Consider the following 16111-nt stretch of genomic DNA (forward strand, 5'->3'; position numbering starts at 1 on the left):
CTTATTTTGGCATGATTATTATTGATTAAACAATTAATAATAATATCCTTAATTAGTACATTTTTATGCGCCATATCTATTTTATTTTATATTGTTTATTAACTAATTTTTCAGTCTTTAGTCAGGCTAAAAAAAATCCACTTTTAGCAAAAGACTACATTGCCCAAAAAAAATGGGTTGACAGCGTATATAATTCTTTAAATTTAGATGAGAAAGTAGGGCAATTATATATGGTTCAAGTCATGTCTAACCAGGATGAAACTACTAAAAATAAAATTGCTAAAATTATTGAAACCCATCATATTGGAGGAATTATTTATTCTAATGGTGGCCCAAATAGGCAAGCAAAATTGAATAACGAATTACAAGCATTATCCAAGCTACCTATGTTGATTGGTATGGATGCTGAATGGGGTTTAAGTATGCGGTTAGATTCCACCTATGCTTTTCCTTGGAACATGACCCTTGGAGCTATAAAAGCTAATAAGCTAATTGAACAAACAGGGAAACAAATTGGCGAGCATTGTAAACGTTTAGGTGTTCATTTTAATTTTGCACCTGTGGTAGATATTAACACAAACCCTAATAACCCTATAATTGGTAACAGGTCTTTTGGTGAAGATAGAGATAATGTTACTGAAAAAGCTTCAGCTTTCATGAAAGGTATGCAAAGCGCTGGTGTTTTAGCTAGTGCAAAGCATTTTCCGGGACATGGAGATACCGACCAAGATTCTCATCTTATATTACCTTCTATCAGTTTTACAGAAAAACGAATAGATTCTGTTGAGTTATATCCTTATCGTAAATTGATAAAGGAAGGGCTTTCAAGTGCCATGGTTGCTCATTTAAATGTTCCCAGTTTAGATTCAACAGGATATCCTTCATCATTATCAAAACATATCGTAACAGATATTTTAAAAGAAAAGTTAGGTTTTGAAGGATTAATATTTACAGATGCGCTAACTATGAAAGGTGCATCAGATTTTGATGAAACTGGCGATATTGATTTGGCAGCATTTTTAGCTGGAAATGATGTCATGTTAATGTCTGAAGATGTTGGTATTGGTGTTTCTAAAATAATTGGGGCTTATAATACTGGTGCTATATCAGAGGAGCGTTTAGCTCATTCTGTTAAAAAAATTCTTCAAGCTAAATATAAAGTAGGATTAAATAAATATGAACCAATTAGTTTAAATAATTTATCAAAAGATTTAAACAGAATAAAAGATGATGTCCTATACGAAGAACTCATTGAAAATGCATTAACCGTTTTACAAAACATGAAGTCTGTTTTACCAATAAGACAATTGGAGACTAAAAATATAGCATATGTAAATTTAGGAGACGATTCCGGAATTCATTTCTTTAATGAATTAAAAAAATACACTAAAGTTCATGCAATATCTGCAGATGATTTTGAAACTTTAACCAATACACTTCAACCTTATAATACATTGATAATTGGTTTACATCGATCAAATGGTAGCCCTTGGAAACCCTATAAATTTACTAATGAAGAACTAGTTTGGTTAGAAACAATATCAAAAACTCATACAGTAATTTTAGATATTTTTGTAAAGCCATATGCTTTAATGGATTTAAAAAATGTTGAAAATATTGAAGGCATAATAGTTAGCTATCAAAATAGTAAAATTGCTCAAGAAAAATCTGCACAACTTATATTTGGAGCAATTGCATCTAAAGGAATATTACCTGTATCAGCAGGAGATAGTTTTGTTGTTGGAGAAGGTATTACATCTTTTGGAATTAAACGTTTAGGTTATACTTTACCTGAAAGAGTTGGCATGATCTCTGAAAAATTAAACAAAATAGATTCTATAGCGCAATATGCCGTTAGTAAAAAAATGACACCAGGTATTCAGCTTTTAGTAGCTAGAGAAGGTAAAGTTATCTACAATAAAAATTTTGGGAAACATACTTATGAAAGTAAAGAGATCATTGAGTTTGATGATATTTATGATGTAGCGTCTTTAACAAAAATATTAGCAACGTTGCCTTTATTGATGGAATTAGAAGAGCAAGGTATCGTTTCTTTAGATACAAAACTTTCAGAAATTTTACCAGAGTATAAAGATTCAAATAAAAAAGATATCACATTAAAAAATATGCTTTCTCATTATGCACGATTAAGACCATGGGAACCTTTTTATTATCATACTTTAGATAGCCTTACTAAACGACCTAGTGAAAAATATTACCGAACTGAAAAGACCGATGCGTTTAGTATAGAAGTTGCGAAAAATTTATTCTTGAGAACTGATTTTAAGGATTCTATACCTAAGATTATAAAAGATTCAAAATTACTAGAAACCTTAAAATATCGTTACAGTGACTTTCCCTATTATATCTTAAAGAAATTTATTGAAACACATTACGACAAAACATTAGAGGTATTAGTTCAAGATCATTTTTATCAATCTTTAGGAGCCAATTACACAATGTATAACCCTTATCATAAAATTAGCAGTAAAAAAATAGTCCCTACAGAAGAGGACGATTATTATCGCTATCAAAAAATTCATGGTTATGTTCACGATATGGGTGCTGCTATGCAAAATGGTATTGGTGGGCATGCAGGTATTTTTAGTAATGCAAATGATGTTGCAAAAATTATGCAAATGTATTTGCAGAAAGGTTTTTATGGTGGTAAGCGTTATTTTAAAACAGGTACAATCGATAAGTTTAATACCTGTTACTTTTGTGATAATAATAACCGTAGAGGCATTGGTTTTGATAAACCACAGTTGGGAGACGATGGACCAACTTGTGGATGTATTTCCATGACAAGTTTTGGGCATTCAGGATTTACAGGTACTTATGCTTGGGCAGATCCTGAAAAGGAGATTGTTTATGTGTTTTTAGCGAATAGAACCTATCCAAATGCCGGAAAAAATTTGTTGTTAAAAGAAAATATAAGAACTGAAATACAACGATTAATTTATGAAGCTATAGAAGATTAGTAGCTTTAAATTATTGTAATTAATAAGATATGAAAATAGGTATTGTATGTTATCCAACTTTTGGAGGTAGTGGTGTTGTTGCAACAGAGCTTGGGTTGGAGCTTTCAAAACGTGGACATGAGATTCATTTTATAACCTATAATCAACCCGTTCGTTTAGAATTATTAAGTAATAATGTGCATTATCATGAAGTGAATGTGCCAGAATACCCATTATTTCATTACCAACCTTATGAGTTAGCCTTATCAAGTAAATTGGTTGATATGGTAAAACTTCATAAAATTGAAATTTTACATGTGCATTATGCCATTCCACATGCATATGCTGCTTATATGGCCAAAAAAATGTTACAAGAAGAAGGCATTTATGTACCAATTGTAACTACTTTACATGGTACTGATATTACACTTGTAGGCAGTCATCCTTTTTATAAACCAGCTGTAACTTTTAGTATTAATAAATCAGATGCAGTAACGGCTGTTTCTCAAAGTTTAAAAGAAGACACACTCCGATTATTTGATATAAAAAATGAAATAGCTGTAGTGCCTAATTTTATCGATTTAGAAAAGTATAATCATTCTTTTACTAATTGTCAAAGGGTAATGATGGCTAAAGACAACGAAAAAATAATAACACATATTAGTAACTTGCGACCTGTAAAACGAGTGCAAGATGTTATTAATGTTTTCTATAATATTCAAAAAGATGTACCAGCTAAACTTATGTTAGTAGGAGAGGGACCAGAAAGGGAACATATTGAACTACTGTGTCAAAAATTAGGTATTACTGATAAAGTTATTTTCTTTGGAAAAAGTAATGAGATAGATAAGATATTAGGTTTTAGTGATTTGTTTTTATTACCATCCCAAACAGAAAGTTTTGGTTTAGCAGCTTTAGAAGCTATGGCGTCTGGTGTTCCTGTAATATCTAGTAATACGGGAGGAATTCCAGAAGTAAATATTCAAGGAGTTTCAGGGTTTTTAAGTAATGTAGGAGATGTTGATGATATGTCGAAAAACGCCATATTTATTTTAGAGGATGAAAGTAGATTAAAGGAATTTAAGAAGAATGCTCGAAAAGAAGCTTTAAAGTTCGATTTGCACAGTATAGTTCCGCAATACGAAGTAATTTATGAAGATACTTTATCCAAGTGTTTAGTTTTATAATTCTCAAACATTTAATTTATTTTAAATAGCTTGCCAAAAGTTAGTAGATTTTTATGTGGTTCAAATAAAGAAAACTCTATTGTTCCCAGGGCTTAATTTCAAGCGGACCATTTGGATGAATGGCTATACTTTTTTCTATGAAAAGAAGAATAAAGTTCATCAATACTGTCAGTTCTATTATAAACCTGACCATAGTTTTCTTTTGGATTTAGAGTTTATACTCCAAAAAATGAATTTGAATAGCTTCTTTTTCCATAATTAAATTGTTATTATAAATTGTGTTTTCAAATTCTTTAAAACCCAATTTATTTAATAATAATCTTTTGTTATTTCTTTGTGCTCACCCCTAGTTTAGGGTTTATTTCTGGTAGTATTATGCTTTTGTTTCTTATTTATAAAATTAAGTTATACTTTTTATTAATATTAAAAAGTAAATTACTTTTTATATCTTTCTATTTTATTATTAATTGCTAAAATAATGAATAGAAAGTCTTTTTTAAATTTAGGTGCCAGAGCCGCTTTGTTTTTTGGTGCAGCACCTTCATTAGTTGCTTGTAAATCTAACATTGCAAGTACGATTGATTCAGAAAAAGTAAAAGAAACATTATTGATAAATAAAGCTTCTGGATCTAATCTCAATTTAACAGTCAACCCAATAAGTAAAGTTCGTGTAGGAATGATAGGAATGGGGAATAGAGGTAGTGTTTTAATTCAAATGTTTGAGTATTTAATAAAAAATAATCATGCTGAAATTTTAGCGCTTTCAGATTTGAAAGAGAATAAAGTTAACGAGAATGGTAACTATTTAAATACCATTCAAAACACCAAAGCTGATTTGTATTTTGGATCAGAAAATGAATGGAAAAAGGTTGCTGAACGTGACGATATTGACTTATTAATTATAGCAACTCCATGGGAGTATCATACTGAAATGTCTGTTTATGGTATGGAACATGGTAAACATGTTGCTTGTGAGCAACCTATGGCAATGACCCTAGAAGATTGTTGGAGACTGATTGAGGTAGCTGAACGTAATAAAAAACATTGTATGTACATGGAAAACTGTTGTTTTAATGGTGAAGAACTCTGGGTTTTAAATATGATAAACGAAGGTGTTTTTGGTGATATAAATCATGCTGAAGGTGCTTACATTCATGATTTAAGAAAACATATGATGCATGAAACGTACTACGAAAATCAATGGCGAATTAAACATCATCAAACTAAAAATGGTAATTTTTATACAGGTCATGGCTTAGGTCCAGTTAGTTTTTATATGGATATTGGTCGTGGTGATAATTATGATCATTTAGTAAGTATGAGTTCTCGTGAACAAAGTTTAAGTGAAGCCGCTAAAAAAGAAGACTTCTGGGCTAAAGATTTTGCTTGTGGTGATATTAATACCACTCTAATAAAAACAAAAAAAGGTAAAACTATTATGCTTCAGTTTGATACACATACTGGTAGACCGTATTCTAGATTAAATACCGTTACTGGTACTAAAGCAGTACACCAAGGATATCCATCTCGTTTATATTTAGGTCATAAAGAATTGCAATGGGGACACAGTTGGTTAAAAGAAGAAGATTATAAAGATTATAGAGAAAAGTACGACCATCCATTATGGAAAAAATTAAGAGAACAAATTGATGCCAATGCCGTAGGCCATGGAGGTATGGATTTTGTAATGATTTACAGGCTTATTCGTTGTTTAAATCAAGGGTTGCCTTTGGATATTAATTTATACGATAGTGTACTTTGGAGTGCCATAACACCATTATCTGAATTATCTGTTTCAAATAATAGTTCTGCAACTACAATACCTGATTTTACAGGAGGCACATGGGAAACACCAAGAAAAAATGAGGTTTTAAGAGATATTATGTAGCAAAATATAAGTTGGTGATTTCAACAATTTCACAATACTGATTTTCTATACTCTGCAATAATTTGAATTGATTTTTCGCTCTATCTAAATTATGATTTGGATATTTTATTTTATAATAAATGTTGCCATTTAAATAATCGGTAAAAAAACGTAAACCCATAATGTAAATCATGGTTTTGATTGCTAACGGTAAATAGTAAATCTCTAATTCGTTTAAAATATTTTTGGTTTGAAATGAATATCCTTTACAATATGCCTCATAATAATCAAGATTTAATTCCACTAGATTTAAATTTTGTTCATCCTCTTTTGCAGTAGCACAAATGGATCGGACAGAATCTCCAAAATCAAAATGTATAATACCGGGCATAAGGGTGTCTAAATCAATAACAGCTAAACCTTTTTCGTTTTTATCAAAAAGAATATTCGAAAGTTTTGTATCATTATGAGTTAAGCGGAGTGGAATTTTTTTTTGCTCTTTTAATTTCCAAAGCAAGGACATTTTTTCTTTATTCTTTTTGATGGTATTTAATTCATCTAATATAGTTTCTAAATCTATTTCTGTCTTTTTTAAAGCGTTTTCAAATTGTGAAAATCTAAACGGGACACTATGAAAATTTTCTAAAGTTTCTTTAATATCAGATATTGAAATATTGGAAGTTTGTATTAAAAAATTCCCATAAAGTTTTCCTGCCTCAAAAACTAAACTAGAATTATTAGCAACATCATAAGTTTTAGAATTTGCGATATATGGCATTAAATTCCAATGATTTTTATGATTATCTAAATAAATTACTTCATTGTTTATTGTCTCTATAAAATGAATAAATTGATAATTATAATTTTGAGATTTACTTTGAATGAAATTATTAAAATATAGTTTATTGTGAGAAATAGCTTCAATGTTATTAAACACATTGGTGTTTATTTTTTGTAGTACATATTTAGAATTTGATGCAATTGTAATTAAGTATGTGTCATTTATATGTCCGGATTCTAACTTTGAAAAAGCGACACATTCATAATCTAACTTAAAGTTTTTTAATATGATGTTAATTTTATCTATGCTTACCATAATTTTTCAGGATAAATACCTTTAGAAATTAATGTCTTAATTTTTTCAGAAACTATTTCGGAATCTTCTTTATAAGTAATTCCAAACCATTCAGAATCAGTATTTATTATTTTAAATTTTTGTTTATTACCAATAGCTTTTTCAACTACTTTAGTAATGTAAAATTCCGATGCATCATTTTTATAGTTACCTAAAAAAAGATAAAATTCGTTTTCCGCTATTTCTAATATGTCAGGATTAAAACCCCAAAAATTCATAGAAACAATAGATGTTTTTTTTATGGTTTTTGTTTTATTATTTTCTATATAAGTTATTAAATCATGCTTTTTTATTATTTCCTTTCTTTCAATTATTTGATTTAATGAATTGTCAGCATCAAAAACACACTCACCACGAGATACACTACCATTTTCTGATAACGTTTTGTCTAATTGGTAACCAATTAAGAAATTTTGCGTATCATTTATGATAAATAAATTCTCATGCATTTTTTTAAAAGCATCTTTAGTATAAAAATCATCAGCATTTATAATGGCAAATTTATTTTTAACTAATTGCTTTAGAATCAATAACGCATGTCCTGTTCCCCAAGGTGTTTTTCTCTTGATAGATTTATAAGTATCAGGAACATATTCAATTTGTTGAATTACATAATTTACTGTAATATGATTTGGTAATTTGAAATCATATTTTTCCTTAAAATCAGTTAAAATATCTTCGCGTACAATAAATATAATATGATTAAAACCAACTTGAATGGCATCATAAATTGAAAAATCTAATAAAATATAGTCATTTGAAGTAAAACTATATAATTGTTTTATGCCTCCAAATCTAGATCCAAATCCGGCAGCCATAATGGCTAAAGTTTTCTTTTGCATATTTTAAATATAACAAAAAAAGCGCCTTTAAAAAAGCGCTTTTCACATACTGTTCTTTTTTATTTAAAATTGATATCGGATACTAAATGCAATATCAAAATTTAAATCATCGGTAAAATCTCCAAAGCCAAGTTCAGGTCTAAAATCTAGTGCTAAAAGTAAAGGGATATCAAAAGAATATTCAATACCTATATTACCAGCAGCAAAAAGTGCAGTTTCGCTTTCTCCATCTAGAAAATTTTTTCCATCAAAAGAAGCTAAACCACCACCAGCACCAACAAACCAGTTAAATGATCCGTCTAAAGGAAAAACCCATTGGTACAATCCTGTTAGTTTGAAAGCATTATAATCATTACCATCTCTCCATCCAAAATCTAATTCTAATCGGTTATTATCTCCTAAAGCGCGTTGGTATGATATTTCTGCTCCAAGCCCGTTACTGTCCCCTAAACGTAATCCAATTGCATTTTCTGAAATTTCTTGTGCATTTGAAACAAATGTAAAGCCAAGAATGGCTAACGATAATAAAAATAATTTTTTCATAAGTTTTAAAGTTTTAGTTTACAAATTATATACGGCTGTTGTATGTTAAAAGGTCATTTGTTAATATTACGTTGTTTTACAAAAATAACGCCAAAATTGTATTTATATTTATGCAATTAACAGTTTATTTTATAAAATGCCTTTAAAAAGCTTAAAATCAAACCTTTCAGGTGAATTATTTTATGATGATTTATTAAAATCTATATATGCCACGGATGCCTCAGTATATAGAAAATTACCTTTAGCCATAGCTTACCCTAAAAACAATAATGATATAAAATTATTAATAGCATATGCTAATAAGCATAAAACATCATTAATTCCTAGAACTGCAGGAACTTCTTTAGCGGGTCAATGTGTTGGAGAAGGTATAATTGTAGATGTTTCTAAATATTTCACTAAAATATTAAGTTTTGATGAAAAGGCGCAAACGGTAACCATTCAGCCCGGTGTAGTTCGTGATGCCTTAAATAATTATTTAAAACCTTATGGGTTGTTTTTTGGACCAAACACATCTACATCAAATCGTTGTATGTTAGGTGGTATGGTGGGCAATAATTCGTCAGGAACTACTTCCATTCAATATGGTGTAACTCGCGATAAGGTTTTAGAAATGCATACTATTTTAAGTGATGGAACCGAAGTTATTTTTGGGGAGTTATCTAAAGAAGCGTTTCATAAAAAAACAAATATAGAATCATTAGAGGGATTGATTTATAAAAAAATTTACTCTGAATTGGAATCTGAACGTGTTCAAAATCAAATTATTGAAAATTTCCCAAAACCTGAAATTCATAGAAGAAATACAGGTTATGCTATTGACGAATTAATAAAGAGTGATGTTTTTACTAAGTCATCTCAAAAATTTAATATGTGCAAACTCCTTTCAGGTAGTGAAGGTACTTTAGCATTTACAACTCAAATTACTTTAAAATTAGATAAGTTACCACCACAAGAATCAATTATGCTAGCAGCTCATTTTGATAGTATTGAAAGTTGTTTAAATGCTGTTGCATTAACCATGGAGCATAATTTGTACAATTGTGAAATGATGGATAAAACCATTTTAGATTGCACAAAACATAATAAAACACAGCAAGAAAACAGGAGTTTTATTGAAGGTGATCCTCAAGCTATTTTAATGTGTGAGGTTCGAGCAAATACAAAAGATGAGCTAAAAATTTTAGCTGATAAATTAGAAAAATCTATTGAAGAAACCGGATTGAGTTATGCCTACCCAAAGTTAATAGGAGATGATGTTAATAAAGCAAATAATTTAAGAAGCGCTGGTTTAGGTTTATTAGGCAATATAATTGGTGATAAAAAATCAGCAGCATGTATTGAAGATACAGCTGTTGCTTTACCAGATTTAGCCAATTATATTTCTGAATTTTCGGCATTAATGAAAAGTTATAATCAACAAGCTATATATTATGCCCACGCAGGTGCTGGCGAGTTGCATTTAAGACCTGTTTTAAATTTGAAAAAAGCTAAAGATGTTGTTCTATTCAGAAAAATAACAACAGATGTAGCTAAATTGGTTAAAAAGTATAAAGGCTCTATGAGTGGTGAGCACGGTGATGGGATTGTACGCTCTGAGTTTATTTCTATGATGATTGGTGAGGCTAATTATGATATTTTAAAACGAATTAAACAGGTTTTTGATGCAGATGGGATTTTTAATCCCGGGAAAATAATAAATGCTTTGCCAATGGATGAATCATTTCGTTATAAAGCAGATAGAGTAGAGCCAGAAATAGAAACTCTGCTCGATTTTTCTAAATCGCATGGCATTTTGCGTGAAGCAGAAAAATGTAATGGCTCTGGTGATTGTAGAAAATTACCAGAATTTGGAGGTACTATGTGTCCGAGTTATCGAGCCACCAGAAATGAAAAAGACACAACCCGAGCTAGAGCTAATGCGTTGAGAGAATTTTTAACAAACTCAGAGAAAGCTAACAAGTTTAATCATAAGGAATTGAAAGAAGTTTTCGATTTGTGTTTAAGCTGTAAAGCTTGCACTAGCGAATGCCCTAGTAGTGTGGATGTAGCTACTTTAAAAGCAGAATTTCAATTTCAATATCAAAAAGAAAATGGTATTAGTTTGCGCAGTAAACTATTTGCGTACAACAACAAATTAAATACTTTTGGATATAAGTTTTCAAAACTTTCAAATTTTGTTTTTACAAATAATTTTACGGCATCAGTATTAAAAAAGTCTTTTGGAATTGCTAAAGAAAGAAGTTTGCCTCTAATTTCAAGTTTAAGTTTAAAAGCATATTATCAAAGATTCAATCCACTAATAGAAAAAGGAAATTATATTAAAAAAGTGTATTTATACAATGATGAATTTACCAATCTATTAGATTTTGAAATAGGAATGGATGCTTTAGATTTATTAAAAAGCCTCAATTATTTTGTAGAATTAATAGATAATGAAGAATCCGGAAGAGCATTTCTTTCCAAGGGGCTTTTAGAACAAGCTAAGGATTTAGCTAATAAAAACGTATCTATTTTTAAAGATAAAATTTCAAAAGAAACGCCTTTAATTGGTATTGAACCTTCAGCTATTTATACTTTTAAAGATGAATATTTAAAATTAGCTGATGATAAAATTTCTGCGGAAGCGATATCAAAAAACACATTTTTAATTGAAGAATTTATAATGCATGAAATAACATTAGGTAATATAAAACCAGAACAATTTACTTTGGAAAGTAAAAGCATTAAGTTTCATGGGCATTGTCATCAAAAGTCCATGAGTAATCAACTTTCAAGTTTTGCAGTATTGAATCTTCCTAAGAATTATAAAGTAACGATTATACCAAGTGGATGTTGTGGTATGGCAGGAAGTTTTGGGTATGAAAAAGAGCATTATGAAGTTAGTATGCAAATAGGCGAGCAAACTCTTTTTCCAGCCATAAGAAGAGCGTCAAATGAAGTGATCATTTCTGCTAATGGAACCAGTTGTAGACATCAAATAAAAGATGGTACAAATCGAGGAGCTAAGCACCCCATATCCATTTTGAAAGAAGCCTTAATTTAGTCTTAAAATTTTTTAAGCCTTTTCTTGTTTTCCGTTTGTTCTACTATGGTAATGGCTGCAATTAATTCTTTAATATTTAAGGATTCCATGTCATCCTCTACTACAAAAGGCGCTAATTTATCTTTATTGAAATTGTATATTTTCCAGCGTTTAAATTGATATTCCAGAGATGTAAAGTTTTCTACCCAATCACCAGAATTTAAATATATTGTTTTTCCATGTTTATTTTCAAAATGTGCCATTTTAGGTTGATGAATATGTCCGCAAATAACATAATCGTAACCGTTTTCAATGGCAAGTTCAGAAATCACTTTCTCGTAATTATTAATATACTTTACAGCACCTTTTACACTGTTTTTAACTTTTTTTGATAATGAAAAACGCTCTTTTCCGCGCTTTTCTAAAATCCAATTTATTGTTTTGTTTAAAAGCGTAAGCAAATCATAGCCATAGCCTCCTAATTTGGCTAACCATTTTGCATTTTGTATGGAAATATCAAAAACATCACCATGAAAAAACCAAGCTTTTTTATTATCTAATTTTAAAACTAATTTGTCAACAATGGATATATTCCCAATAGTAGTACCGCTAAATTTTCTGAATAACTCATCATGATTTCCAGTAATGTAAATAATCTCAACACCTTCAGAGGTCATTTTCATAAGTTTCTTAATAACCTTAAGGTGAGATTTTGGAAAATATCGTTTTTTAAATTGCCAAATATCAATAATATCACCATTTAATATGAGTTTTTTAGGTTCGATACTATTGAGGTAGGTTAATAAATTTTTGGCATGACAACCGTAAGTTCCTAAGTGAACATCAGATATAACAACAATTTCAATTTTTCTTTTAATTTTCAATTTGGGTATACTCCTTTTTTTTACAAATAACAAGCATTCATATTACGTAAATATTAACCCATAATTATTTATTTATCAGGATATTGTTAATTAATTGTTATGGATTTTAAAATTATTATTTACTAAGCTAAGTACGATTTCATTTCCTTATTTCTAGGATTAACTCTATTTTAGCCAAAAAATATAAATATGGCTGGTAATACGTTTGGAAAACTATTTAATTTAACTACATATGGAGAATCACACGGACCTGCTTTAGGTGGTGTCATTGATGGTTGTCCTCCTGGTATTATATTAGATTTAGATACTATTCAAAATGAACTTGACAGACGTAAACCTGGCCAATCAGCCATCGTAACACAACGAAAAGAACCTGATACTGTAAAATTTCATTCGGGTATTTTTGAAGGTGTAACTACTGGAACACCTATTGGTTTTGTTATTGAAAATACCAATCAAAAATCTCACGATTATTCACATATCAAAGACAGTTATCGTCCAAGTCATGCAGATTACACTTACGATAAAAAATATGGTGTAAGAGATTATCGTGGTGGTGGACGAAGTTCTGCGAGAGAAACAGCTTGTAGAGTTGTTGCTGGTGCAATAGCCAAACAAATGCTTAAAGATATAGAGATTACCGCTTATGTTTCTGGTGTTGGAACCATGAAATTAGATAAACCTTATAATGAATTAGATCTTACAAAAGCTGAACTTAATATTGTACGTTGTCCTGACGAAGCTATGGCTTCAAAAATGGAAACTTATATTAAAGAAGTTCGAAGTAAAGGTGATACGGTAGGTGGTATTGTTAGTTGTGTTATAAAAAATGTACCAGTAGGTTTAGGAGAGCCAGTGTTTGATAAATTACATGCCGAACTAGGTAAAGCCATGCTATCTATTAATGCCGTTAAAGGCTTTGAATACGGAAGCGGTTTTCATGGTAGTTCCATGTATGGAAGCGACCATAATGATGTTTTTAATACTGATGGTTCTACAAAGACCAATTATTCAGGTGGTATTCAAGGTGGTATTAGTAATGGTATGGATATTTATTTTAACGTCGCTTTTAAACCAGTTGCAACCCTTATCCAAGAGTATGAAACCATTGATAAAGAAGGTAAAGTGGTTCAAATGCACGGGAAAGGTAGGCACGACCCTTGTGTTGTACCACGTGCAGTTCCTATTGTTGAGGCAATGGCAGCTTTAGTAATTGCCGATTTTTATTTAATTAATAAAATTTATTAGTAGCTATTTCCCGCTTTCCATTATATCTTTTTTATTTTTTAGTTACTAAGCATATTTTTATTTGTTTTGTAACCTCATAAATTTATAGAATAATCCTTTTTGGTATAAACAAAAAAGGATGCCATTTCAATCGGGGCTGTAGATACGTCATCTCAATAATATTTATTAACTTCAACCCAAGAAAACACAATAAGTTAAATGAAAAAACTAGCATTACATTGGAAGATTATTATTGGAATGGTACTCGGAATCATTTTTGGTTTTATTATAAATACCATTGAAGGAGGCAAAGGTTTTGTTACTGACTGGATAGCACCTTTTGGCACTATTTTCATCAACTTATTAAAACTTATAGCAGTTCCTTTAATTTTGGCTTCTTTGATAAAAGGTATATCAGATTTAAAAGACATATCCAAAATAAAATCGATGGGTTTGCGTACCATTAGTATATACATAGGTACCACGTTAATAGCCATTATAATAGGTTTAACTATAGTAAATACAATTAAACCAGGAAATGGGATGCCACAAGATACTATTGAGAAAATCAAATTAAAATATGTAAATGATGCCGGGGTTACTGATAAATTAATGAAGGCATCTGCTCAAAAAGATGCAGGTCCATTACAAGCATTGGTTGATATTTTTCCAAGTAATATATTTCAGTCTTTTGCTGAGGCTTCCATGTTACAGGTGATCTTTTTTGCTTTATTTGTTGGTATTTGTTTGTTGCTAATTGGTGAAAAGAAAGCAAAACCTTTGATTGATTTCTTCGATTCGTTAAACGAAGTTGTTATGAAAATGGTTGATTTAATTATGCTATTTGCACCTTACGCCGTATTTGCATTATTAGCAAACGTTATCATTGCATTTGATGATACAGAAATTCTTTTAAAACTTTTAATGTATGCTTTGTGTGTAGTTGGCGGCCTGGTATTAATGATTGGTTTTTACATGATGTTAATTAAAGTTTATGCAAAAAAATCGCCTATGTGGTTTTTAAAACAAATAAGTCCAGCCCAATTATTAGCTTTTTCAACAAGTAGTAGTGCTGCTACCTTACCTGTAACTATGGAACGTGTTGAGGAACATTTAGGTGTAGATAAAGAGGTTTCTGGTTTTGTATTACCAGTTGGAGCCACCGTAAATATGGATGGTACTAGTTTATATCAAGGTATAGCTGCAGTATTTATAATGCAAGTTATTTGGCCAGAAGGGTTAACATTTACTAATCAGTTATTAATAATTGGAACAGCGTTATTGGCCTCTATTGGCAGTGCAGCCGTACCTAGTGCTGGTATGGTGATGTTAGTAATTGTATTAGAATCTATAAAATTTCCTGCGGAATTATTACCAATTGGTTTAGCACTTATTTTTGCTGTAGACAGACCTTTAGATATGTGTAGAACGGTTGTTAATGTTACAGGTGATGCTACAGTTTCAGTTTTAGTAGCCAAGTCTTTAAACAAACTTCACGATCCAAAACCTAAAGAATGGGACGACCATTATAAGGAAGTAAAATAGAAAACTTAAAAAAAATGAGCACTACTATTTCATTAAACACTCCAATTGTTTCAGTAAATTGGTTACATGAAAATTTGAAAGTTGAGAACCTAGTTGTTTTAGATGGCACTATAAATAAGGTATTTGACGATTCTAAACTTCAAATTCCTAATGCGAGATTTTTTGATATTAAAAATAAGTTCAGTAATACTTCTGATCCTTTTCCTAGTGCATTTCCATCAATAGAGCAATTTCAAAAAGAAGCGAGACTTTTAGGTATTAATAATGATAGTGCTATAGTTGTTTATGATGATAAAGGCATCTATTCCAGTGCGAGGGTTTGGTGGTTATTTAAAGCTTTTGGTTATAATAATGTAGCAGTTTTAAATGGTGGGTTTCCAGAATGGTTGAAAAATAAGTTACCAACAGAAAACATGAATTTGTATTTTGGTATAGTAGGTAACTTTATTGCGAATCTTCAGCCTAATGCAATGAAGTTTTTTGATCATATGCAAGATGCTTCCAAAAACAAAACCCACATTATTGTAGATGCTCGATCTGAAAATAGATTTAAAAGTTTAGAACCCGAACCAAGAGCAGGTTTGCGTATGGGTACTATTCCTAATTCTGTAAACTTACCTTTTGAAGATTTAATTGAAGATGGTGTTTTAAAATCAAAAAAAGATTTAGCAAAAGCATTTTATATGGTTGCTAATAAAAATGATGATATTATTTTTTCGTGTGGTTCTGGTCTTACAGCTTGCGTCTTGGCTTTAGGTGCAGATATTTCAGGGTATAAAAACATTTCGGTTTATGATGGTTCTTGGACGGAATGGGGGAGTTTGTTTCCTGAATAAACGTCATTACGAGGAATGAGGAACGAATAACGATGTAATCTTTTTATTTCAGCGGAATTC

Annotated in this window: 11 protein-coding genes; 7 read left to right on the forward strand and 4 right to left on the reverse strand. The window is 30.4% G+C overall.

Going from position 1 to position 16111, the window contains the following annotated elements; translation table 11 throughout:
• The first annotated feature begins 65 nt into the window (after positions 1 to 65).
• The 3 genes from AC1XJX_RS04015 to AC1XJX_RS04025 all read left to right on the forward strand — a co-directional run bounded on the left by AC1XJX_RS04015 (position 66) and on the right by AC1XJX_RS04025 (position 6035).
• On the forward strand, positions 66 to 2981 hold the full coding sequence (locus AC1XJX_RS04015) for a serine hydrolase domain-containing protein (protein ID WP_482002675.1): 2916 nt from the start codon (positions 66 to 68) through the stop codon (positions 2979 to 2981).
• Positions 2982 to 3010: 29 nt separating this feature from the next.
• Complete coding sequence (bshA, locus tag AC1XJX_RS04020) at positions 3011 to 4147, forward strand: N-acetyl-alpha-D-glucosaminyl L-malate synthase BshA (protein ID WP_482002676.1); 1137 nt, start codon at positions 3011 to 3013, stop codon at positions 4145 to 4147.
• A 478-nt stretch (positions 4148 to 4625) separates the two neighbouring features.
• Positions 4626 to 6035, forward strand: coding sequence for a Gfo/Idh/MocA family protein (locus AC1XJX_RS04025; protein ID WP_482002677.1), 1410 nt, complete (start codon positions 4626 to 4628; stop codon positions 6033 to 6035).
• On the opposite strand, the gene AC1XJX_RS04030 is transcribed toward AC1XJX_RS04025, so the two are convergent.
• From AC1XJX_RS04030 to AC1XJX_RS04040, 3 genes are all read right to left on the reverse strand, one after another.
• The gene (locus AC1XJX_RS04030; RefSeq protein ID WP_482002678.1) at positions 6028 to 7110 is read right to left on the reverse strand and encodes a phosphotransferase enzyme family protein; all 1083 of its coding nucleotides are present in this window, start codon (positions 7108 to 7110) and stop codon (positions 6028 to 6030) included. The genes AC1XJX_RS04025 and AC1XJX_RS04030 overlap by 8 nt on opposite strands.
• A complete protein-coding gene (locus tag AC1XJX_RS04035) occupies positions 7104 to 7991 on the reverse strand; it encodes a sugar phosphate nucleotidyltransferase (RefSeq protein ID WP_482002679.1) in 888 nt (295 codons plus the stop codon). Before AC1XJX_RS04035 ends, AC1XJX_RS04030 begins: the two co-directional genes overlap by 7 nt.
• A 63-nt stretch (positions 7992 to 8054) precedes the next feature.
• The gene (locus tag AC1XJX_RS04040; protein ID WP_482002680.1) at positions 8055 to 8534 is read right to left on the reverse strand and encodes a hypothetical protein; all 480 of its coding nucleotides are present in this window, start codon (positions 8532 to 8534) and stop codon (positions 8055 to 8057) included.
• 136 nt (positions 8535 to 8670) lie between these two features.
• Between AC1XJX_RS04040 and AC1XJX_RS04045 the strand changes: the two genes are divergently transcribed.
• A complete protein-coding gene (locus tag AC1XJX_RS04045; RefSeq protein ID WP_482002681.1) occupies positions 8671 to 11580 on the forward strand; it encodes an FAD-binding and (Fe-S)-binding domain-containing protein in 2910 nt (969 codons plus the stop codon).
• Positions 11581 to 11582: 2 nt separating this feature from the next.
• Here the strand turns inward: AC1XJX_RS04045 and AC1XJX_RS04050 are convergent, their stop codons facing one another.
• The gene (locus AC1XJX_RS04050) at positions 11583 to 12443 is read right to left on the reverse strand and encodes a UDP-2,3-diacylglucosamine diphosphatase (protein WP_482002682.1); all 861 of its coding nucleotides are present in this window, start codon (positions 12441 to 12443) and stop codon (positions 11583 to 11585) included.
• 189 nt (positions 12444 to 12632) lie between these two features.
• On the opposite strand from AC1XJX_RS04050, the gene aroC reads away from it, so the two are divergent.
• The 3 genes from aroC (at position 12633) to AC1XJX_RS04065 (ending at position 16051) form a co-directional block, all read left to right on the forward strand.
• Positions 12633 to 13691 (forward strand): chorismate synthase, encoded by a 1059-nt coding sequence (gene aroC / locus AC1XJX_RS04055; protein ID WP_482002683.1) that lies wholly within the window; start codon positions 12633 to 12635, stop codon positions 13689 to 13691.
• A 198-nt stretch (positions 13692 to 13889) separates the two neighbouring features.
• A complete protein-coding gene (locus AC1XJX_RS04060) occupies positions 13890 to 15215 on the forward strand; it encodes a dicarboxylate/amino acid:cation symporter (protein ID WP_482002684.1) in 1326 nt (441 codons plus the stop codon).
• Between the two features lie 14 nt (positions 15216 to 15229).
• Positions 15230 to 16051 carry a sulfurtransferase gene (locus tag AC1XJX_RS04065; protein ID WP_482002685.1) on the forward strand — a complete coding sequence of 274 codons (822 nt, stop codon included), beginning with the start codon at positions 15230 to 15232 and terminating at the stop codon, positions 16049 to 16051.
• Positions 16052 to 16111 lie beyond the last annotated feature (60 nt).

It is taken from the genome of Flaviramulus sp., assembly GCF_982512915.1.

Excerpts from the sequence above, each read along its gene's own strand:
- AC1XJX_RS04065 (WP_482002685.1), top strand. The coding sequence starts at position 15,230 with ATGAGCACTACTATTTCATTAAACACTCCAATTGTTTCAGTAAATTGG.
- AC1XJX_RS04030 (WP_482002678.1), bottom strand. The coding sequence starts at position 7,110 with ATGGTAAGCATAGATAAAATTAACATCATATTAAAAAACTTTAAGTTA.
- AC1XJX_RS04035 (WP_482002679.1), bottom strand. The coding sequence starts at position 7,991 with ATGCAAAAGAAAACTTTAGCCATTATGGCTGCCGGATTTGGATCTAGA.
- AC1XJX_RS04040 (WP_482002680.1), bottom strand. The coding sequence starts at position 8,534 with ATGAAAAAATTATTTTTATTATCGTTAGCCATTCTTGGCTTTACATTT.
- AC1XJX_RS04025 (WP_482002677.1), top strand. The coding sequence starts at position 4,626 with ATGAATAGAAAGTCTTTTTTAAATTTAGGTGCCAGAGCCGCTTTGTTT.
- AC1XJX_RS04060 (WP_482002684.1), top strand. The coding sequence starts at position 13,890 with ATGAAAAAACTAGCATTACATTGGAAGATTATTATTGGAATGGTACTC.
- aroC (WP_482002683.1), top strand. The coding sequence starts at position 12,633 with ATGGCTGGTAATACGTTTGGAAAACTATTTAATTTAACTACATATGGA.
- bshA (WP_482002676.1), top strand. The coding sequence starts at position 3,011 with ATGAAAATAGGTATTGTATGTTATCCAACTTTTGGAGGTAGTGGTGTT.
- AC1XJX_RS04045 (WP_482002681.1), top strand. The coding sequence starts at position 8,671 with ATGCCTTTAAAAAGCTTAAAATCAAACCTTTCAGGTGAATTATTTTAT.
- AC1XJX_RS04015 (WP_482002675.1), top strand. The coding sequence starts at position 66 with ATGCGCCATATCTATTTTATTTTATATTGTTTATTAACTAATTTTTCA.